The organism is Pseudomonas sp. ADAK7 (genome assembly GCF_012935675.1).
In the GTDB taxonomy this organism is placed as follows: domain Bacteria; phylum Pseudomonadota; class Gammaproteobacteria; order Pseudomonadales; family Pseudomonadaceae; genus Aquipseudomonas.
Genome location: NZ_CP052861.1, coordinates 1253841 through 1276015, shown reverse-complemented (window position 1 = coordinate 1276015; position 22175 = coordinate 1253841). Strand labels below are relative to the sequence as shown.

General features: G+C 61.9%; 14 protein-coding genes. 6 read left to right on the top strand and 8 right to left on the bottom strand.

The genetic code is table 11. The annotated features are described in order from the left end of the window. Positions 1-210: 210 nt before the first annotated feature. Together HKK53_RS05600 and HKK53_RS05595 are read left to right on the top strand one after the other, a co-directional pair. Positions 211-2292 carry a putative bifunctional diguanylate cyclase/phosphodiesterase gene (locus HKK53_RS05600; RefSeq protein ID WP_169369928.1) on the top strand — a complete coding sequence of 694 codons (2082 nt, stop codon included), beginning with the start codon at positions 211-213 and terminating at the stop codon, positions 2290-2292. 253 nt (positions 2293-2545) lie between these two features. Continuing rightward, entirely contained in the window at positions 2546-3292 is a 747-nt protein-coding gene (locus HKK53_RS05595) for an SDR family oxidoreductase (RefSeq protein WP_169369927.1), read from the top strand. A 142-nt stretch (positions 3293-3434) separates the two neighbouring features. Here the strand turns inward: HKK53_RS05595 and mapR are convergent, their stop codons facing one another. The 3 genes from mapR to HKK53_RS05580 form a co-directional block, all read right to left on the bottom strand. After that, positions 3435-4844, bottom strand: a complete 1410-nt coding sequence (mapR, locus tag HKK53_RS05590; protein ID WP_169369926.1) for a GntR family transcriptional regulator MpaR — start codon at positions 4842-4844, stop codon at positions 3435-3437. 169 nt (positions 4845-5013) lie between these two features. Then, positions 5014-6426, bottom strand: coding sequence for a cytochrome c oxidase accessory protein CcoG (gene ccoG, locus HKK53_RS05585; RefSeq protein ID WP_169369925.1), 1413 nt, complete (start codon positions 6424-6426; stop codon positions 5014-5016). A 195-nt stretch (positions 6427-6621) separates the two neighbouring features. Next, entirely contained in the window at positions 6622-6855 is a 234-nt protein-coding gene (locus HKK53_RS05580; RefSeq protein WP_169369924.1) for a DUF3203 family protein, read from the bottom strand. 121 nt (positions 6856-6976) lie between these two features. On the opposite strand from HKK53_RS05580, the gene HKK53_RS05575 reads away from it, so the two are divergent. Beyond that, complete coding sequence (locus HKK53_RS05575) at positions 6977-7483, top strand: MgtC/SapB family protein (RefSeq protein ID WP_169369923.1); 507 nt, start codon at positions 6977-6979, stop codon at positions 7481-7483. Between the two features lie 105 nt (positions 7484-7588). Here HKK53_RS05575 and HKK53_RS05570 read toward each other — a convergent pair whose 3' ends face one another. After that, positions 7589-7780 (bottom strand): hypothetical protein, encoded by a 192-nt coding sequence (locus tag HKK53_RS05570; RefSeq protein ID WP_169368738.1) that lies wholly within the window; start codon positions 7778-7780, stop codon positions 7589-7591. Positions 7781-7975: 195 nt separating this feature from the next. Between HKK53_RS05570 and HKK53_RS05565 the strand changes: the two genes are divergently transcribed. The 3 genes from HKK53_RS05565 (at position 7976) to glgB (ending at position 15707) form a co-directional block, all read left to right on the top strand. Further along, entirely contained in the window at positions 7976-9970 is a 1995-nt protein-coding gene (locus HKK53_RS05565; protein WP_169369922.1) for an alpha-1,4-glucan--maltose-1-phosphate maltosyltransferase, read from the top strand. A gap of 161 nt (positions 9971-10131) precedes the next feature. Next, positions 10132-13473, top strand: a complete 3342-nt coding sequence (treS, locus tag HKK53_RS05560) for a maltose alpha-D-glucosyltransferase (RefSeq protein WP_169369921.1) — start codon at positions 10132-10134, stop codon at positions 13471-13473. A gap of 2 nt (positions 13474-13475) precedes the next feature. Then, positions 13476-15707, top strand: a complete 2232-nt coding sequence (gene glgB / locus HKK53_RS05555; protein WP_169369920.1) for a 1,4-alpha-glucan branching protein GlgB — start codon at positions 13476-13478, stop codon at positions 15705-15707. A gap of 171 nt (positions 15708-15878) precedes the next feature. Here the strand turns inward: glgB and HKK53_RS05550 are convergent, their stop codons facing one another. The 4 genes from HKK53_RS05550 to HKK53_RS05535 all read right to left on the bottom strand — a co-directional run bounded on the left by HKK53_RS05550 (position 15879) and on the right by HKK53_RS05535 (position 22026). Continuing rightward, positions 15879-16946, bottom strand: coding sequence for an autotransporter domain-containing protein (locus HKK53_RS05550; protein ID WP_169369919.1), 1068 nt, complete (start codon positions 16944-16946; stop codon positions 15879-15881). A 322-nt stretch (positions 16947-17268) separates the two neighbouring features. Further along, positions 17269-19977: an autotransporter family protein gene (locus HKK53_RS05545; RefSeq protein ID WP_169369918.1), complete on the bottom strand. Its 2709-nt coding sequence runs from the start codon at positions 19975-19977 to the stop codon at positions 17269-17271. 342 nt (positions 19978-20319) lie between these two features. Next, entirely contained in the window at positions 20320-21147 is an 828-nt protein-coding gene (locus HKK53_RS05540) for an endonuclease/exonuclease/phosphatase family protein (protein WP_429527000.1), read from the bottom strand. Between the two features lie 120 nt (positions 21148-21267). Next, a complete protein-coding gene (locus tag HKK53_RS05535; protein ID WP_169369916.1) occupies positions 21268-22026 on the bottom strand; it encodes a PIG-L deacetylase family protein in 759 nt (252 codons plus the stop codon). Positions 22027-22175: the final 149 nt, after the last annotated feature.

The following is a 22175-nucleotide window of genomic DNA, read 5'->3' as shown; positions in this document are numbered from 1 at the left end:
TGCGCAGAGCGTCCCTGGCTGCATTCCCACGCAGAGCGTGGGAACGATCATCGGTGGTGTCAGGCCGATTAAAAGGTGTCAAACAAGCGTTTCATCGGCTTGATGGCCTTTTGATAATTTTGTCAGTGCGTTCTTCCGCGCAATCAGTACAATCGCCGACTTTGCCCCCCGAGAACGGATGCAGTACGGCGGGCTGTCACGAGAAATCCCATGCTCATCGGCACCTATTCCCCCACGCTGGTTTTCATTTCGCTGTGCGTGGCGATTCTCGCTTCGTACACCGCCCTTGACCTGACTGGCCGGATTGCCACGACCAAGGGCCGCGCCGTTCACCTGTGGACCGCCGGCGGCGCCGTCGCCATGGGCATTGGCGTGTGGTCGATGCATTTCATCGGCATGCTCGCGTTCAAATTACCCATCGACCTCGGCTACGATCTCAGCCTGACCGTGCTTTCGCTGGTCATTGCCATCCTGTCCTGCGGCTTTGCCCTGTGGCTGGTCAGCCAGCCGAAGCTGCCGGCCTGGCAACTGGCGTTCGGCGCGCTGGTGATGGGCGCCGGGATCAGCGCCATGCATTACACCGGCATGGCCGCCATGCTCATGGTGCCGGGCATCGATTACGACCCGACGCTGTTCGGCGCCTCGCTGCTGATTGCTGTGGGTGCGTCGGCCGCGGCGTTATGGATTGCCTTCCGCCTGCGCCAGCACACGCCCTACGTCGGCCTGATCCGTGGCGGCGCCGCGGTAATCATGGGCTTCGCCATCGTCGGCATGCACTACACCGGCATGGCCGCAGCACGGTTCCCGGACGGCAGCTTCTGCGGCGCCGCCCTCAGCGGCTTGAGCGGTAAAGGCCTGGACAATCTGGTGCTGATCACCACCCTCGCGGTGTTGAGCATTGCCTTGCTCACCTCGATCCTCGATGCACGTTTGGAAGCACGCACCGCCGACCTCGCGCACTCGCTGACCGAAGCCAACCGCGAACTCACCCAACTGGCTTTGCACGACACCTTGACCGGCCTGCCGAACCGCATGCTGCTGGCGGATCGCATCGAACTGGCCATGTCCAAGGTGCAAGAGCAGGGCGGTTGTTTTGCGCTGATGTTCATCGATCTGGACGGCTTCAAACCGGTCAACGATGCCTTCGGTCACCACATGGGCGACCAGTTGTTGCGTGAGGTCAGCCTGCGTCTGCGCGAAGACTTGCGCAGCCAGGACACGTTGGCGCGGATTGGCGGTGACGAGTTCGTGCTGCTGGTGCGCCTGAGCGAACCCAACGATGCGTTGAACCTGGCGGCGCGTCAGGTCGGCTTGATCGCGCGCTCGTTCCGGGTGGCCGAGCATGACCTGCAGATTTCCGCCAGCGTCGGCATCGCCCTGTACCCGGGCAATGGCCACACCGCCCAGGAACTGCTGATGAATGCCGACGCCGCGATGTACCACGCAAAAGGCGCGGGCAAAAACGGCCACAGCTTCTTCGATGCCTCGATGAACAGCAACGCACGCAAACAGCTGCAATTGCTGCAAGACCTGCGCGCGGCCCTGGAGCAACAACAGTTCAGCTTGTATTACCAGCCCAAATTCGACGCCAGCAATGGTCGTCCGGTCGGTGCCGAGGCCTTGCTGCGCTGGGAACATCCAACCCAGGGCATGTTGCTGCCGGACAAGTTCATCGAACTGGCGGAAAAGACCGGGCTGATCATTCCCATCGGCGACTGGGTGCTCAACGAAGCCTGTCGGCAGATGCGCGAATGGTATGTGCTCGGCTACACCGACTGGCGCATCGCCGTGAATCTCTCGGCGTTGCAGTTCTGTCACGCCGGCCTGGTCCAGAGCGTGGCCAAGGCCTTGGCCACGCACCATTTGCCGGCCAACAGCCTGACCCTGGAAATCACCGAAACCACCGCCATGAGCGACGCCGATGCGAGCATGACCGTGCTGCAGGAACTGTCGGAAATGGGCGTCGATTTGTCGATCGATGACTTCGGCACCGGTTATTCGAGCTTGATGTACCTCAAGCGTTTGCCGGCCAACGAACTGAAGATCGACCGGGGTTTTGTCCGGGATCTGGAACATGACAGTGATGACGCCGCCATCGTCTCGGCGATCGTTGCGCTCGGTCAGGCACTGGGTTTGCGGATTGTGGCAGAAGGCGTGGAGACCGGTGTGCAGCAGGACTTCCTGACCAAACTGGGGTGTGATTCGTTGCAGGGTTACCTGCTCGGGCACCCGCTGCCGGCGGAGCGTTTCATGATCGATATTCACCGTGGCGAGCAATTAGCGGCCGGCTGATCCCCCGTAGCAGCTGTCGAGCACCGCGAGGCAGCGTTCGGCGACGAAGTCGTCGCAAACCCTGCGCACGCGGTCTGCCTGATACACCGCGTTGGCTGATTTTACGACGACTTCGTCGCCGAACGCTGCCTCGCGGTGCTCGACAGCTGCTACGGGGTCGCTGCCATGACAATTGATGCAGGCCCATGCAAAACCCGCCAATGGCGGTTATTCTTGCCCCCGACTGCTTAAGCTTGAAATGGGGAATGTCAGCATGGAAAAAGTCATCGTCATCACCGGCGGCAGCCGCGGAATCGGCGCCGCCACGGCGTTGTTGGCCGCTGCGCAGGGCTATCGGATCTGTATCAACTACCTGGCTGACGAACAGGCTGCGCAAAGCGTGCTTGAGCAAGTCCGCGCGCTGGGTGCGCAAGCCATAGCGGTACGGGCTGACGTCAGCATCGAAGACGAAGTCGTCGCCATGTTTCACCGAGTCGACACCGAACTGGGCCGGGTCACGGCGTTGGTGAACAACGCCGGCACCGTCGGCCACAAGTCCCGGGTCGATGAAATGTCCGAATTCCGCATCCTCAAAATCCTCAAGACCAACGTCCTGGCGCCGATCCTCTGCGCCAAGCACGCGATCCTGCGCATGTCGCCCAAGCACGGCGGGCAGGGTGGCAGCATCGTCAATGTGTCTTCGGTGGCCGCACGCTTGGGCGCCCCCAGCGAATACGTCGACTACGCCGCGTCCAAAGGCGCGCTGGACACCTTCACCATTGGCCTCTCGAAAGAAGTGGCGGGTGAAGGGATTCGGGTCAACGCCGTGCGTCCCGGCTACATCTACACCGATTTCCACGCGCTGAGCGGCGATCCGGATCGGGTCAGCAAGCTGGAATCGGCGATCCCGATGGCCCGCGGCGGGCGCCCGGATGAAGTGGCGGAGGCGATTGTGTGGTTGTTGTCGGATAAGGCTTCGTATGCGACGGGGACTTTCGTTGACCTTGGTGGTGGGCGCTGACCCTGATCGTTCCCACGCTCTGCGTGGGAATGAATCCCGTGACGCTCTGCGTCACATCCGAAGCCAAACGCGGAGCGTCCGTGGCGGCATTCCCACGCAGAGCGTGGGAACGATCAGGCGGGGCGCGTGGGAACGATCACTGTCAGAACGACCTGACGATCCTGCCCAACGTCTCCATCGCCTTCTCCGAAGCCTCATCCCACGGGCTGCCGTAGTTCAGGCGAATGCAATTCCTGAAACGCTGGGTCGGTGAAAAGATCGGCCCCGGCGCGATGCTGATGCCTTGGGCCAGCGCCATCTGGAACAACTTCAACGAATCCATCTGCGGTGGCAGCTCCAGCCACAGAAAGTAGCCGCCGGCCGGCTGGCTGACGCGGGTCTGCGCCGGGAAGTAGCGGGCGATGGCGGCGAGCATGGCGCTTTGCTGTTCTTCCAGGGCGTAACGCAGTTTGCGCAGGTGGCGGTCGTAGCCGCCGTGTTGCAGGTAATCGGCGATGGCTGCCTGGGCCGGCATCGAGGCGCAGAGCGAGGTCATGAGCTTCAGCCGTTCGATTTTCTGCGCGTAACGCCCGGCGGCGACCCAGCCGATGCGGTAGCCGGGGGCCAGGCTCTTGGCGAATGAACCGCAATGCATCACCAAACCCTCGGTATCAAACGCCTTGGCCGGTTTCGGCGCTTGTTGGCCGTAATAGAGCTCGGCGTAGACGTCGTCCTCGATCAGCGGCACTTGATGGCTGCGCAACAATTCCACCAATTCCTGCTTCTTCGCCTCAGGCATGGTCGCGCCCATCGGGTTCTGGAAACTGGTCATGCACCAGCAGGCCTTGATCGGGTGGCGCTCCAGGGTTTGCGCGAGCACGCCGAGGTCGATGCCGTCCCGCGGGTGCACCGGGATTTCCACCGCTTTGAGCTTCAGGCGTTCCAGCACTTGCAGGCTGGCGTAGAACGCCGGGGCTTCGATGGCCACCAGGTCGCCGGGTTCGGTGACGGCTTGCAGGCACAGGTTCAGGGCTTCTAGGGCGCCGTTGGTGATCAGCAACTCTTCCATCGGCAACATCAGCCCGCCGACCATGTAGCGCAGGGCGATTTGCCTGCGTAGCTGCGGGTTGCCCGGCGACATGTCGGTGACGACCATGCGCGGGTCCATCTCCCGGGCGGCACTGGCCAGGGAGCGGGACAGGCGTTGCAGCGGGAACAGGGTAGGGCTGGGGAACGCCGAGCCGAACGGCACGGTGTTGGGGTCCTTGATCGAGTCGAGGACCGAGAACACCAGTTCGCTGACGTCGACTTTGGTGGACTCGTTGACCTGGCTGCTGATCACCGGCTCCGAGAACGGGCTCGGGGCGTGGGTGTTGACGAAGTAGCCGGAACGCGGCCGCGCCCGGATCAGGCCGCGCCGTTCCAGCAGGTAATAAGCCTGGAACACCGTGGACGGGCTGACCCCGTAGGTCTGGCTGGCGTAGCGCACCGACGGCACGCGCTGGCCGGGGCCGAGGACCCCGGAGCGGATCAGTTCAGCGATGTCATCGGCGAATTTTTCGTAGCGTTTCATCTAGAACCCGGTTTGAAATTTTTCATGTGTACACAGTTGTGGCGAGGGAGCTTGCTCCCGCTGGGGTGCGTAGCGCCCCCAAAATCTTTGCGACTGCTTCGCAGCCGAGCGGGAGCAAGCTCCCTCGCCACAATGGACCGCGCCTGACAATGGGCGGCATCTTAACGGCTCAGCGATTCATCGGCGCAACAAACCGGCTCTGCGCCACGCTGTAGATGTCCGGCTCATCGCTGTCGACAATCTTGAAGCTGATGGTTTGCGAGCTGCTGCTCGGCCGTTCCGTGGTCATCGCCACCGACAGCGGCACATCGACAATCTCGCCCGGCGCCAGGCTCAACTCAGTCTTGCCTTGCAGCTGGAAACCCTCGCCATCCACCAGGCTCAAGCGGTAATCCTGGCGCTGCTGGGTCTTGTTGATGACTTTGAGGCTGTAGATGTTCTCGATCAGGCCTTCGCTGTTCTCACGGTACATGCCACGGTCCTTGGTGACGTCCAGCGACACCATCGGCCGTTCCACCAGCGCTAGGGCCAGCGCGCCGATCATGATCAGCAGCACCGCCGTGTAACCGATCAGGCGCGGACGCAGCAGGTGGGTCTTGCCACCCTGCAACTCATGCTCGGAGGTGTAGCTGATCAGTCCGCGAGCGTAGCCCATTTTGTCCATGATCGAATCGCAGGCGTCGATGCACGCCGCGCAACCGATGCATTCCATCTGCAAGCCGTCGCGGATGTCGATGCCGGTCGGGCAGACCTGCACGCAGACCTGGCAGTCGATGCAATCGCCGAGGCCGACGTCGGCCGGTTTCACCTCGCGTTTGCGCGGGCCACGGTTTTCGCCGCGGGCCACGTCGTAGGAAATGGTCAGGGTGTCCTTGTCGAACATCACGCTCTGGAACCGCGCATACGGGCACATGTGCATGCACACCGCTTCACGCAGCCAACCGGCGTTGATGTAAGTGGCGCCGGTAAAGAAGATCACCCAGAACAGACTGACGCCGGCCATTTGCAGGGTCAGCAGTTCTTCGGCCAAGGGGCGGATCGGCGTGAAGTAACCGACAAAGGTCAGGCCGGTGAGCAGGCTGATTGCCAGCCACAGCGTGTGCTTGGCCGAACGCCGCAACAGTTTGTTCAGGCCCCAGGGCGCGGCTTGCAGCTTGATCCGCTGGTTGCGCTCGCCTTCGGTGATCTTCTCGCACCACATGAAGATCCAGGTCCAGGAGCTTTGCGGGCAGGTGTAGCCGCACCAGACCCGGCCCGCAAACACCGTGATCGCAAACAGGCCGAACGCGGCAATGATCAGCAACGCGGAAAGCAGGATGAAATCCTGCGGCCAGAAGGTCGCGCCAAAAATGTGGAATTTGCTTTCGGACAAGTCCCAGAGCACCGCCTGGCGGCCGCCCCAGTTCAGCCACACCGTGCCGAAGAAGGCGAGGAACAGGAAACCGGCACCGCTCATGCGCAAGGTGCGGTACAGGCCGGTGAAGCTGCGGGTGTGGATCAGGTTGTCGCTGGATTTGGCCTTCATCTTTGGACGCGAAGGCTCGTATGTCTCTACGGTTCGGACGGGGATTCTCTCGCTCATGGTCGTTCGCTCATCAGCCTCCATCAGGCCGGTGCACTATGAGCGGCGATCTGTTTGCATAACAGACTCAGGTATAGCAATAAAAAGCGGATCAGATGGGATTTGAACGGGTGCCTGCGACAACTTGATGCACCCGCGAACGCAGGCCGCAGGCGCCTATCCCAGGCGCCTGCAGGCGTTGTTGATCCGGGTCAGTCAAATCACCGAATCACTGTCGGTGGCCTTCAAATGCTTACGACCGTCAACGGCACCTGCTACGGTCAATGCGTCGGCTTCTGCTTCGGTGATGTAAATACGCTGGCCGTTGATCTCCACCGCCGACATGGCTTTTTCCGAGTCGGTGATGACGGTGACGTCGGGGCACAGGCGAATTTCTTCGCCGTTTTCGGTGGTGAAAAAGCAGGTTTGGCTTTCGATGCGCACGGTCATGGTTCTGTCCTTTTTTCGGCGGAGACTGAAACGTTAGGTCGCCAGCGACGGCTATCGTTCTGTGCAACCGATTAATGGTCGGCGCGGTCCACCCTCTATCAACTCTCACAAGGACTGCGCGATGGACGCCTGGTGGCATGAAGTTTGGGTGACGCTGCAAGCGGAGTTCGCCGACGTTGGCGACGCTTCGCAACTGACGCGCATTACCGTGCGCCTGCTGATGGCCGCGTTGCTGGGCGGCATTTTGGGTTTCGAGCGTGAGCACAAGGGCAAGGCTGCCGGGGTGCGCACGCATATGTTGGTGGCCCTGGGCGCAGCGCTGTTTGTGCTGGTGCCGCAGATGTCCGGCTCCCAGGCCGATGCCATGAGCCGAGTGGTGCAAGGGGTGATCGCCGGGATCGGCTTTCTCGGCGCCGGGACCATCCTGAAGAACACCGAAGGCGATGAGGGCCACGTGAAAGGCCTGACCACCGCCGCCGGTTTGTGGATGACCGCAGCCATTGGCGTTTCCGCCGGGATGGGCCGCGAAGCGACGGCGGTGCTCAGCACGTTGCTGGCATTGGCGATTTTCAGCGTGATGCCGATGGTGGTGCGGATGCTCGACAAGAACAACAACCGTGAACCGTAAGATCGTTCCCACGCTCCGCGTGGGAATGCCTCAAGGGACGCTCCGCGTTCCACTGGGACGCAGAGCGTCCCGGGCTGCATTCCCACGCGGAGCGTGGGAGCGATCTTACTCGGGGCTGACGATCACCGGCGGCATGGTCTCCGGCGGGTCTTCGCGAGGGGGCGGGGTGGTGCCCGGCGGCTCCTGTTCCGGGACCGGATCCGGCTCGGTCGGCGGTATCGTCGGGTTGTCGATGTTGGGATCAGGCGTTTCAGCCGGGATCGGAATGCTCATCGTTGAAGCCTCCTTGTTGCACATGGCGTGAGTCGTGCTTAAGTGAGTTGACCACCGCGTGCAGGTTTTGATTCCCACTAATACTCAAGCAAATCCCCGTGAACTTTTACCGGCGCCTGTCGCTCGGAACCTAAGTGAGTTCATTCCGGGACGGACCGGCCCACGGGGATGAACATCAGGCACAAGAGCGTCCTTGGGGGCGTAAAGGAGAGATGCTCGATGATCGCTGAAAAGCCGACAGAACTCAGCTACAACCCGCACATGCCGCTGTCGCAGGCGTTGTTGCTGCCGCGCATTGCGATTGAAAACGTCATGCCGACCCTCGATGGCGGGCAGTTTGCCGTCAAGGCAGTGGTCGGTCAGGACGTGCTGGTGACCAGCAAGGTCTTTGCTGACGGCCACGACAAATTGGCCGTGCGCATCCGCTGGCGCGGCGAGGGCGAGGAGTCCTGGCACAGCGAAACCATGGCGGACCTGGGCAACAACGACTGGCAGGGCCGGTTCCGGGTCGAGCGCCAGGGCCGTCACGTGTTCTGCATCGAAGCCTGGATCGATCAGTTCGCCAGCTTCTGTTATGAACTCGAAAAGAAACACACCGCGCGGGTGCCAGTCAGCCTGGAATTGCAGGAAGGCCGTACGATGGTGCAACAGGCCGGCGAGCGCAGCGAAGGTGAACTGAGCGAGCAACTGGCGGGCCTGCACCATGAACTGTCCGGGCTGCTCGAAACCGAGCAGGTCGCGCTGTTCCTGCACCAGCGTAGCGCCGACCTCATGGCCGAGGCCGATCACCGCGCCTACCTGAGCCTGAGCCAGGAATACCCGCTGGACGTCGAACGGGAAATCGCCCAGTTCGCCAGTTGGTACGAGCTGTTTCCGCGCTCGATCACCGACGATCCTGCACGTCACGGCACCTTTAACGACGTGCACTCGCGGCTGCCGATGATTCAGGACATGGGCTTCGACGTGCTGTACTTCCCGCCGATCCACCCGATCGGCCGCAGCTACCGCAAAGGCCCGAACAATTCCCTGACCGCCGGCCCCGACGATCCGGGCAGCCCGTACGCCATCGGCAGTGCCGAGGGCGGCCACGAGGCGATTCATTCCGAGCTGGGCACCCGCGAAGACTTCCGCCGACTAGTCGTCGCGGCGGCCGAGCATGGGCTGGAAATCGCCCTCGACTTCGCCATCCAGTGCTCCCAGGACCACCCGTGGCTGCAGCAGCATCCGGGCTGGTTCAACTGGCGGCCTGACGGCACGATCAAATACGCCGAAAACCCGCCGAAGAAATACCAGGACATCGTCAACGTCGACTTCTATGCCGCTGACGCCATCCCCAGCCTCTGGGTGGAATTGCGCGACATCGTAGTCGGTTGGGTCGAGGAGGGCGTGAAGATCTTTCGCGTCGACAACCCGCACACCAAGCCGCTGCCGTTCTGGCAATGGCTGATCGCCGATGTGCGGGCGCTGCACCCCGAGGTGATCTTCCTCGCCGAAGCCTTTACCACCCCGGCGATGATGGCGCGGCTGGGCAAGGTCGGGTATTCCCAGAGCTACACCTATTTCACCTGGCGCAACACCAAGTACGAGCTGTCGACCTATTTCAGTGAACTGAACGAGTCACCGTGGAGTGAATGCTTCCGCCCGAACTTCTTCGTCAACACCCCGGACATCAACCCGGCGTTTCTCCATGAGTCCGGACGCCCCGGTTTTCTGATCCGCGCGGCGCTGGCGACCATGGGCTCGGGCCTGTGGGGCATGTATTCGGGGTTCGAACTGTGCGAGGCGGCACCGATCCCGGGCAAGGAGGAATACCTCAATTCCGAGAAGTACGAGATCCGCCCGCGGGACTTCAATGCGCCGGGCAACATCATTGCCGAGATCGCCCAGCTCAACCGCATCCGCCGGCAGAACCCGGCGTTGCAGACGCACCTGGGGCTGAAGATCTACAACGCCTGGAACGACAACATTCTGTATTTCGGCAAGCGCAGCGCCGACGGCAGCAACTTCATTCTGGTGGCCGTCAGCCTCGACCCGCACAACGTCCAGGAAGCCAATTTCGAATTGCCGCTGTGGGAAATGGGCTTGCCCGATGACGCCAGCACTCAAGGCGAAGACTTGATGAACGGTCACCGCTGGACCTGGCACGGCAAGTATCAATTCATGCGGATCGACCCGGCGCATCAGCCGTTCGGGATTTGGCGAATTACCGTCTAGCACGATCGACACGATCATTCCCACGCTCTGCGTGGGAATGCAGCCCGGGACGCTCCGCGTCCCTTCCAGAGCCGAACGCGGAGCGTCCGTTGAGGCATTCCCACGCAGAGCGTGGGAACGATCTGGGTCGAGGCGTTTTCTGTTTTCAACAGGAGTTTCAAATGGCGAAGAAACCCAAGGCCACAACTTTTATCAAGGATCCACTCTGGTACAAGGATGCGGTGATTTACCAGGTTCACGTTAAGTCTTTTTTCGACTCCAACAATGACGGGATCGGCGACTTTCCCGGGCTTATCGCCAAACTCGATTACATTGCCGATCTGGGCGTCAACACCATCTGGCTGTTGCCGTTCTATCCATCGCCACGCCGTGATGACGGCTACGACATCGCCGAATACCGCGGCGTGCATTCCGATTACGGCACCATGGCCGACGCCAAGCGCTTTATCGCCGAGGCGCACAAACGCGGTCTGCGGGTGATCACCGAGCTGGTCATCAACCACACCTCCGATCAGCACGCCTGGTTCCAGCGTGCGCGCAAAGCCAAGAAAGGCTCGGCCGCCCGGGATTTCTACGTCTGGTCCGATGACGACCAAAAGTACGCCGGCACCCGCATCATTTTCCTCGACACCGAGAAGTCCAACTGGACCTGGGACCCTGTGGCCGGCCAGTACTTCTGGCACCGTTTCTACTCGCACCAACCGGACTTGAACTTCGACAACCCGCAAGTCATGAAAGCGGTGCTCTCGGTCATGCGCTACTGGCTGGACATGGGCATTGACGGTCTGCGTCTGGACGCGATCCCGTACCTGATCGAGCGCGACGGCACCAACAACGAAAACCTGCCCGAGACCCACGACGTCCTCAAGCAGATCCGTGCCGAAATCGACGCGAACTACCCCGACCGCATGCTGCTGGCCGAGGCCAACCAATGGCCGGAAGACACCCAGCTGTACTTCGGTGACGCCGACGCCATCGGCCTGAACGGCGACGAATGCCACATGGCGTTCCACTTCCCGCTGATGCCGCGCATGTACATGGCGCTGGCCCAGGAAGATCGTTTCCCTATCACCGATATCCTGCGCCAGACCCCGGAGATCCCGGCCAACTGCCAGTGGGCGATTTTCCTGCGCAACCACGATGAGCTGACCCTGGAAATGGTCACCGACAAGGAGCGCGATTACCTGTGGAATTACTACGCGGCCGACCGTCGGGCGCGGATCAACCTGGGGATTCGCCGCCGTCTCGCGCCGCTGATGGAGCGTGACCGTCGCCGCGTCGAATTGCTCAACAGCCTGCTGCTGTCGATGCCCGGCACGCCGACCTTGTATTACGGCGATGAAATCGGCATGGGCGACAACATCTACCTCGGCGACCGCGACGGCGTGCGTACGCCGATGCAATGGTCGATCGACCGTAACGGCGGCTTCTCCCGCGCCGACCCGGCCAGCCTGGTGCTGCCGCCGATCATGGACCCGCAATACGGCTACCTGTCGGTCAACGTCGAAACCCAGGCCGGCGACCCACATTCGCTGCTGAACTGGACCCGGCGCATGCTCGCCGTGCGCAAGCAGTCCAAGGCGTTCGGCCGTGGCACGCTGAAAATGCTCTCGCCGAGCAACCGACGGATTCTGGCTTACACCCGTGAATTCACCGGTGCTGACGGCAAGCACGAAATCATCCTTTGCGTGGCCAACGTGTCGCGCAGCGCGCAAGCAGCGGAACTCGACCTGTCGGCCTACGCCGGCATGGTCCCGGTAGAGATGCTCGGCGGTAACGCTTTCCCGCCCATTGGCCAGTTGAACTTCCTGCTGACCCTGGCGCCGTACGGCTTCTATTGGTTCGTCCTGGCGGCGGAAAACCAGATGCCGAGCTGGCACGTGGAGCCCGCGCAAAGCCTGCCGGACTTCACCACCCTGGTGCTGAAAAAACGCATGGAAGAACTGCTCGAAGCGCCGTCCCGCGGCACGCTGGAGCAGGACATCCTGCCGAACTGGTTGCAGAACCGGCGCTGGTTTGCCGGCAAGGACGCGGCCATCGACAAGGTCAACATTGCCTACGGCGTGCGCTTCGGCGATCCGCTGCACCCGGTGCTGTTGAGTGAAATTGATGTCACCAGTGGCGGCCAGACCAGTCGTTATCAACTGCCGTTCGGCTTTATCTCTGAAGATCAGGTCGGCGCGGCACTGCCGCAGCAACTGGCTTTGTCGCGGGTTCGGCGTGTGCGTCAGGTCGGCTTGATCACCGATGCGTTCGCCCTTGAAACCTACGTCCACGCGGTGCTTGACGGCATTCAGGCCAGCACTGTGTTGCAGTCCAGCGAAGGCGAGATTCGGTTCGAGGCGACCCAGGAACTGGAGAAACGCGGCCTGAGCGCAGAATCGGAAGTGCGCTACCTGTCCGCCGAGCAGTCCAACAGTTCGGTGGTGATCGGCAACAGCCTGGTGCTGAAACTGATCCGCAAAATCGCCTCGGGCGTGCACCCGGAACTGGAAATGAGCGCGTACCTGACCCACGCCGGTTTCGCCAATATTTCACCGCTGCTGGGTTCGGTAATTCGCCGCGATGGCAAGGGTGAAGACACGTTGTTGATGATCGCCCAAGGCTACTTGAGCAATCAGGGCGATGCCTGGGAATGGACCCAGAACAACCTCGAGCGTGCGTTGCGTGATGAACTGGCCGATGCCATGTCCGAGCAGGAGCAGCACTACAACGCCTTGGGTGAGTTGCGCGATTTCGCCGGCATGCTCGGTCAACGCCTGGGGGAAATGCACCAGATCCTGGCGGCGCCGAGCGACAACCCCGACTTCGCCCCGCAGGTCACCACGGCGAAAGAAGCCCTGGCCTCGGCCAAGGACGTGGCGGCGCAGCTGGAACACGCGCTGAAGTTGCTCAAGCAGCATCAAAGCGAATTGAACCCGGCCGACAAAGCGCTGGTCACTCATTTGCTGGACAACAAAAAAACCATCCTCGGCCATGTCCAGGAACTGGGCAAGAAAGCCGTCGGTGGATTGCGGATTCGCGTGCATGGCGACTTGCACTTGGGCCAGGTGCTGGTGATCAAGGGCGATGCCTACCTGATCGACTTTGAAGGCGAACCGGCGCGGCCGCTCAGCGAGCGCCGGGGCAAGCACAGTCCGTATAAAGATGTCAGCGGTGTGCTGCGCTCCTTCGACTACGCCGCGGCGATGGCGATCAACGTGCACAACGTCGACAACACCGCCGATGCCCAAGCGGCGCGGCAACGGGTCGCTGATCGCTATCTAATTGAAGCGCAGCAGGCATTTATCGACGCTTATCGGCTGGCGGCAGCTAGTCTTGCTCATGCGTGGCAAGATCCTGAAGGCGAGGACGCCGCACTGGCGTTGTTCGGCCTGGAGAAGGCGGCCTACGAAGTGGCTTATGAGGCGGAAAATCGCCCCACCTGGCTGCCGGTGCCGTTGCACGGTTTGTATGGGTTATTGAGTGGGCTCAAACCCTTTTCCGATCTTGGTGGAGAGTAGTCATGAGTTTCTCGAACAAGGAACAGGGGCATCACAAAGAAGCGCTGCTACCCAGGGCGCGAGACATTGATGCGCTGGTACGCGCCGAACACCACGACCCGTTTGCGATCCTCGGCCCCCACGGCGATGAGCATGGCGGGCAATTCATCCGCGCCTATCTGCCCGACGCATTGAGCGTGCAGGTGTTGGCCAGGGATTCCGGCGAAGAGCTGGGCAGCCTTGAAGCCACCCAGACGCCGGGGCTGTTCGTCGGCCACTTCGACCGCGCCCAGCCCTATCTGCTGCGCACGCGCTGGGCCGGTGGCGAGCAGGTTGCGGAAGATCCTTACAGCTTCGGGCCGTTGCTCGGTGAGATGGACTTGTACCTGTTCGCCGAAGGCAATCACCGCGACCTCAGCGCCTGCCTCGGCGCGCAACTGAAGAACGTCGATGGCGTCGATGGCGTGCGCTTTGCGGTATGGGCGCCGAACGCCAAGCGTGTTTCCGTCGTGGGCGATTTCAACGTCTGGGACGGCCGTCGGCATCCGATGCGCTTGCGCCATCCGACCGGAGTCTGGGAATTGTTCATCCCACGCCTGCAAGCGGGGGAGGCGTACAAGTACGAAATCCTCGGCACCCAGGGCATTCTGCCGCTGAAGGCCGACCCAATGGCCCTGGCCACGCAAATGCCGCCGGACACCGCGTCGAAAGTCGCGGCTCCGTTGCAAATCGAGTGGCAGGACCATGAGTGGATGCAGGCGCGCGGCGACAAGCAGAAACCCAGTGCGCCGCTGTCGATCTACGAGTTGCACGCCGGTTCGTGGCAGTGCGAACTGGACGATCTGGGCGAGGTCGCCCGTCAGTACACCTGGCATGAGTTGGCCGACCGGTTGATTCCGTATGTGAAGGAACTGGGCTTCACCCACATCGAACTGATGCCGATCATGGAGCACCCGTTCGGCGGTTCCTGGGGTTATCAATTGCTCTCGCAATTTGCCCCGAGCGCCCGTTACGGCACGCCGGATGACTTCGCCGCGTTCGTCAACGCCTGTCACCAGGCTGACATCGGCGTGATCCTCGATTGGGTGCCGGCGCATTTCCCGACCGATACCCACGGCCTGGCGCAGTTCGATGGCACGGCGTTGTACGAGTACGCCAACCCGATGGAAGGCTTTCACCAGGATTGGGACACGCTGATCTACAACCTCGGGCGCACCGAAGTGCACGGCTACATGCTCGCTTCGGCGCTGCACTGGCTCAAGCATTTCCACGTCGATGGCCTGCGGGTCGATGCCGTGGCGTCGATGCTCTATCGCGATTACTCGCGCAAGGCCGGCGAATGGGTGCCGAACCGCCATGGCGGTCGCGAGAACCTGGAAGCCATCGACTTCCTGCGCCACCTAAACGACGTGGTGGACCTGGAAGCGCCCGGTGCGTTGGTGATCGCTGAAGAATCCACCGCTTGGCCAGGTGTCAGCCAGAACACCCAGCAGGGTGGTCTCGGTTTCGACTACAAGTGGAACATGGGCTGGATGCACGATTCGCTGCATTACATCCAGCAGGACCCGGTTTACCGCGCCCATCACCATAACGAGCTGAGTTTCGGCCTGGTGTATGCGTGGTCCGAGCGTTTCATCCTGCCGATTTCCCACGATGAAGTGGTGCACGGCAAGCATTCGCTGATCGACAAGATGCCCGGCGACCGCTGGCAGAAGTTTGCCAACCTGCGTGCTTACCTGAGTTTCATGTGGGCGCACCCGGGCAAGAAACTGCTGTTCATGGGCTGCGAGTTTGGCCAGTGGCGCGAGTGGAATCACGATCAGCAACTGGATTGGTACCTGTTGCAATACTCCGAGCACAAAGGCGTGCAAAAACTGGTGGGCGACCTCAACCGGTTGTACCGCGAAGAACCGGCGCTGCACGATCAGGACGATGCGCCGCAAGGCTTCCAGTGGTTGATCGGCGATGACGCGGTCAACAGCGTTTATGCCTTTATGCGCTGGAGCAAGGACGGTCGGCCCGCGCTGGTGGTGGCCAACTTCACGCCGGTACCGCGTCCGGCCTATCGCATCGGCGTGCCGTTTGCCGGGCGCTGGGCCGAACTGATCAACAGCGATGCCGACACCTATGCCGGTTCCAATTATGGCAATGGCGGCGGGGCGTTTACCGAAGAAGAACCGAGCCATGGCCAGGCATTGTCGCTGGTGTTGAACCTGCCGCCGCTGGCGGTGCTGATCCTGCGGCCGGAGGGTTGATCCTCTAACACCGCGTCGCTCCCTTCGCGGGCAAGCCTCGCTCCTACGGAATTGATCGTTCCCACGCTCTGCGTGGGAATGCCTCAAGGGACGCTCCGCGTTCCAATGGGACGCGGAGCGTCCCGGGCTGCATTCCTTTGCTGCGCGTGGGAACGATCAACCCGTAAGGCTTCACCACCGCATCCGAACCCCCAAACTGCCAATCAACCCGTTCAAATCATTGTCATCCACATCACTGCTGTAATCGGCGCTGACGTACAGGCTGACGGCGGGCGTGACCCTGGCCACCAACCCCAATCCCACATCCACGGTCGATGAATTGCGACTGCTGCTGATCTTGTCCACCTGATCCAGCGTCACGGTATTGCCGGTGTACACCGTGTGCCACAAGTTGGTCCGCACATAGGGTTCGACGGGCAGGCCATTGATGTCGTAACTGCCTTTCAACCGCGCACCGACCCGGCCGCTCCAGGACGTCAGGTCGCTGGATGAGGCGTTATTGGCCCCGGCATAGGGCGTGTCCAGGGTAATACGCTGGTTGATCAACTGCGCCTGGGGTTCCACCACCCAGTTCTCGCCCAGGCCAATGGGGAAGCCACCTTCCACCGACACCGTCATCGCGCTGCCCTCGGCGGTTTGCCGCATGCCCTGAGCATCGCGGCTGAAGCCGTTGACCCGGCCTCCGCTGGCGGTCAAATCGACGTGCCAGCCTTGTGGTCCGGTCAGGCTCCAGTAGGCGCCCAGACTCTGGCCTTGCAGGTTGAGGGTGTCATTGCCCGGATCGGCCATGGCGCGGCCGGTCAATAGGCCATCGCTATTGCCCTGGTACTGACTGGTGCCACCGATCAGCCCGACCCGTTGCACATGACCGCTGCTGCTTTGCAGGGTCAGGAGGGCCGGGCCTTTGAATTCGTCGGCGCCTGAGGCCGTAAAAGCCCCGGACAGAACATCGGTTTCTGCCCGGCGCGAAGCCTGGCCATAGAGTTGATCCCAGGCAGCAGGCGCGGCGTCTTCAGTGCTCAGGTGTGAACTTCGCAAGTCCGGGTTGAAGGTGTAGCGGCCAGGGTAGGTGGCGGCGACGTTGGGCAAGGTCAGTGTCGGCACTTCCTGGCGATACCAGGGAGTGGCGTCGTCCTCGGCAGGACCGGCCTGTACATCCATGGATGAACACAGCAGGAGTGTGCTCGAGACGGTGCAAACAGTGAATCTGATCTCTTGGGGGGTGAATGAAGTTTTCATGGAGGTCTACCTTGCAAACGCATGCCGTTTCTCGCTTTGGCGTCTCTCCTACCCCGAATGAGGGGCGACCGAATGGAATGAGGCAAGCCTGTGGCCGCCCGTTTTCGCGGGTGTCTGAAGGTTTGTCCCTGGTGTATTTCCGGGGGTAGTAACGTGTAGCTAAGAAGACCTGTGACCTTGCGTCAAGAAAATGGCCGATAAATGGTAGGGCTATTTTAGCGGTTACAAGTGTCTGTTTTCCGGCGTGTCCATAAGTGATTGTTTGTACAAAAAATCATCAAGAAACCCTCAAGCCAGCGGCTTTTGATAGTTGGCTAAACACCTACCAACTCAACCTGACGCCGACATTGCCCACCACGCCGCGCAACTGATTGCTGTCAATATTGCGGGTGTAATCGGCACTGGCGTACACGCTGACGGAAGAGGCGAGGCTGAGCACCACCCCGACACCGAGATCGGCACTGGAGGACTTTTGTTCGCTCTCGATCCGGTCGACATGATCGAACGTCACCGTGTCGGTCCCCGAGAACGTGTGCCACAGATTGGCCCGCAGATACGGCTCCAGCGGCCGGCCACTGACTTCATAGCGACCCTTGAGGCGCGCACCGAGGCGACCGGTCCAGGCGCCGTCGGAGTCGAAGGACACCCGGGAAATGCCGTCGTCCTGACTGTCCAGGGAGATTTTCTGGTGAATCACTTGCGCCTGGGGTTCCACCACCCAGTTGCCGGCCAGGGCGATCGGGTAGCCGGCCTCTGCCGACAGCGTCAGGGCGTGACCACGGTTGTCGAGCTTGAGCCCGCGCTCGGAACGGTTATCGCCGTCGAACCGCGTGCCCATGACCACCGTATCGACGTACCAGCCCTTGGGATCGGTCAGCGTCCAGTACAGGCCGTAGCTGTCGCCTTCCAGTTCCACGCTGCCGGCACGCTTGCCTTCAAAGCCTTCGTTGAAACCGTCGACATCGCCCTGTAAGCGGGTGTGCCCGACGAAGAACCCGGTGCGCTGGGTTTGCCCGCCGTCGGTTTGCGCGCTGTACAAATCGTTGCCCACTTGAAAACCGTTTAGCGAACCGTTGAGCCGTGGCGTCACGGTGCCGGCCCAGGTCTGGTCGAAGTTCTTGCCATAGACCCGCGCCCAACCTGCGCTGAAGGCGCCGGTCTCGGTGAGCAGGCGCTGCTCGCCCTGGCGATCGTGGAAGGTGCCGAGGGCGCTGAGGGTCAATTGCGCAGCGGCCGGTGGCAGCACCGACCAGGTCGGGACTTCCGGGCGGTACAAGGGAATCGGCGCTGCGCCGGGGACGGCGGCGGGCAACACCGGCAGCGGCGAACTGCCGGCCGGTGCGGCGGGCACTGTGATCAGGGTCGGTGGCAGGGTCGGGTCGGCGTTGGGAATGCTGATGACCGTGGGTGTCGCTGCCGCCGCCACGAGGATCGGGGGCAAGGTTGGATCGGGGTTGGGAATGCTGAAGATCGTCGGCGTGGCTGCAGCCACAGGTGTCGCCACCGCCGGCACGATAATCGGAGGCAAGTCTGGATCGGGATTGGGAATGCTAAAGGCCGCCGCCGGCGCGACCACCGCTGAGCGCAGGTACCAACTGTTCTCGGTGCCTGCGGTGACGCCGCCCTTGAACAGACGGTAATCGTAGGCGCCCGCCGACACTGTGCTGTTGAGCACAAACGCGCTGTTATCGCTGACGGCCGTGCCTTGGGCCTGGACCAACTGGATGCCGTTCTGCTGGGTCAAACCGCCGACGCCGCCCAGGTTGCTGACGCTGATCACGGTGCTGCCGGTCAACGTGCCGTTGTTTACCACCAGTTTGTCGCTGGGGGAACTGTCGTCGCCGACCACGCTTTGCAGCCGCAGTTGGCCGTTATTGCCGGCGTAATTGCCCTGGACGGTCAGGGTGTCGTCGGTGCGGGTGTTGCCGCTGGCCAGGTCAATCACCCCGTCGTTGTTCAGGGTCGCGAACTGCCCGGCGGTAAACGGTGTGATGCTGCCCTGAGTCGATGTCAGGGTGCTGCTCGCATCGATATTGAACACCCCGGTGCCGCTGGCGCTGTCGCCCAGGACGAAGTTGCCGGCCAGGTCGAATCGCGAGCCGTTGCTCAGGTTCACCGTTTCCCAGTTGATGTAGCGGGCGGGGTTGGCGGTGGCGGTGCGGTCGAAGGTCAGCAGGTCGTTACCGGTTCCGCCGTCGATACTCGGGGTGAGGGCGAGGATGCTTTCATCGAGGTTGCTCAGAGTCGCGCGGTCGTTACCTTCGGCCATGAGAATGGCTGAGCGGATAATGCCGCCACCGCTCCAGTTCAAAATGTCATCGCCGACACTGGCGCGGATTTCACCGACGATCTCGCCGCCGGTCACTGTGATGCTGTCGTTGCCGCCGCTGACGCTGATATTGCCGCCGATGAAACCCCCGGAAACGATGATGGTGTCGGTGCCGAACCCGGTCACCAGGTTGCCGAGGATCTGCCCGCCCGACAGGTCGAAAATATTGTTGTCGAGTTTCATGTCGACCCGGCCGATGGTGCCACCGGTCATCCGCGCCACGTCGCCGTCCTCGAAGGCGCCGGTGATCGTGCCGCCGGTCATCAGGAAGGTGTCACGGCCATCGCCCTGGGCCAGGGACTGAATCGTGCCGCCGCTCATGACGAAGTCGTCGATGCCGTTGCCCTGGCTCACGGCGCCGGTGATTTGCCCGGCGCTGATGCGCAGGCGGTCGCTGCCATCGCCCAGATCGAGCGCGCCGGCGAGGGTGCCGGAGTTCATGTCGAAGGTGTCGCTGCCGGCGCCGAAGGTCACGTTGCCATTGATGCGGCCCGTGCCGTTGGCGGGGAAAGTCAGGCTGTTGTTGCCCGCCAGATCGGTCAAGGCACCGCTGGTGCCGCTGTCGCAGGTGAAGGCATCGTTGCCGGGGCCGGCGATCAGTGAGCAGGCGCCGGAGGTGGGGGGACTGACGAAAATCAGGAGTGAAGCAGGAACAACGAAGACCTGCGGCATTGTCCGCAGCAGCCAGGCATAGCGACTCATGGTGAATCCCTTCTCGTGTTTCGGGGGATGTCATCCTTGGTGGTTCGCCGGACTGTAAAACAACCCTAATTCATGAACTGCGTGAGGCACGCGCCCTAACGAATTGAATGTGCTAGTCCTTAAGCTTTTTTAAGGTGTAGACGCATTCTTTGACCAAGGGGAGCGCTACTGACGAATGGTTCTGTCAACCCTGACACCGTGGCGAGGGCTTGTTGTGGCGAGGGAGCTTGCTCCCGCTGGGCTGCGAAGCGGCCCCCGCTTTTGCTTGAAGCGCGGGACTGCTGGCGCAGTCCAGCGGGAGCAAGCTCCCTCGCCACAGGGTACTCAACCGACTTACATCACTTACAGGTGCACTTCCACCGCCAACGGCAAGTGGTCCGACAGGTGCGTCCAGGGCCGGTTACCGAGGATGGTCGGGTGATGGCTGCTGGCATTGCGCAGGTAGATGCGGTCCAGGCGCAGCAGCGGAAAGCGCGCCGGGTAGGTCTTGGCAGGGCGGCCGTGATGGCGTTCGAAAGCTTCGTGCAGGTAGTCGCGTCGGGCGAGGGCGGCATTGCCTTGCAGCTGCCAGTCGTTGAAGTCGCCGGCGATGATCACCGGTGCATCTTCGGGTAAGGACTCGAGTAGTTGGCAGAGCAGCTGAAGCTGCAATTGCCGATGGCTTTCGAGCAGGCTCAGGTGCACACAGATCGCATGGACTTCGGCGTGGCCCGGCACGTCCAGTACGCAGTGCAGCAAGCCGCGGCGTTCGGGGCCGGTGATCGAGACGTCGAGGTTGCGGAATTCGCGGATCGGGTACTTCGACAACAGCGCGTTGCCGTGGTGGCCGTCGGGGTAGACCGCGTTACGGCCATAGGCGAAATCACTCCACATGCTGTCGGCGAGAAACTCGTACTGCGACATCTGTGGCCATTCGTGGTAACGGGAGGAGTGACGCTCGTGTTCGCCGATCACCTCCTGCAGGAACACCAGGTCCGCCGAGGTACTGCGTACTGCTTCACGCAATTCCGGGAGGATGAAACGGCGGTTGAGCGCGGTGAAGCCTTTGTGGGTATTGACCGTCAGCACGCGCAGTCGATGGATGGCGGTGGGTGTGTTCAAGGGCACCGATTGGCGCGTGCGGTGTTCTGAATCGCTGGTCACGTTGGCTCCTCTGAATCCAGGCTGCATAAGTATGCGACTGATGGAGCAGCGGGCAGTTCAGCGGGATTCTCTGTCGGAGCAAGGCTTGCCCGCGATGGCGTCTTTGAGATCGATATCGCGAGCAAGCATTGCTCCTGCAGGGCACGTTCAGACAAACACTATTTCATACGGCAAACGAATCCGCTCCAGCAGCGCCTTGGGCAGCAGCGGCGCAATGCCGATGGCCGGTTCGCCATCGAGTTGGCTGGCATAGGCATGGGTCGCGTGGCTTTTGCGGGCGATGGTCCAGGAGTCGATGCGCAACTTGCGGGCCCGGTGCCAGGGGATCTGCCCTTGGTCGCGCGTCGGCAAGTGCCAGGCCCAGACCGGCATTTCGTAGAACGCCACGCCGACGATCGCCGCGGCCCTGGCAGCTGCCCGGCCGACAGCGTCATGGTCATCGGTGCCGTCTTCGCGCCAGGTGCTGAACAGCACATCGCCGGGGCGCAGGTAGCGCGCAATGTAGTGACTCAATTGTTGTTCGCGCTCGACCAGGGCGTTATCGGTAAAGCCGCCACGAATCCATTTCAGGCTGTGCATCGGCAAGCCGAGGCGGCGCAAGGCTTCGACACTTTCCTGGGGGCGGAACACGCTCAAGCGCTTTTCCGACCATTGCTGCGAGCCCGGATGGCTGGCGCTGCCGTCGGTGATCGAGATCAGTTGCAGGGGATGGCCAAGGGTGGACAGCAGCTGCAACAAGCCGCCGCACATCACCACTTCATCGCCGGGGTGGGGCGCGATCACCACGGCGCGGGCGCCTTCGGGGACCAGGGTCTGGGTGTTGATGACGGGAATGTTGTCCAGTTGCGCGGCGTTGTTCCAGATTTGTGAAGGCAGGCTACTTTCGCTGAGGTAAACCGTTTTCATGGGCTACGTCCTTGTTCTGTCTCGCCCTCAGTCGTGCAACGCTTGATCGATCAAGCCCGGCAGACCCGTGAAGGCTGGTTGATAGCAATGTGCCGCGCTCCGAACCCTGGATTGCAGCCAACAGAGTATTGCTCATGCAGCTCTGTTCG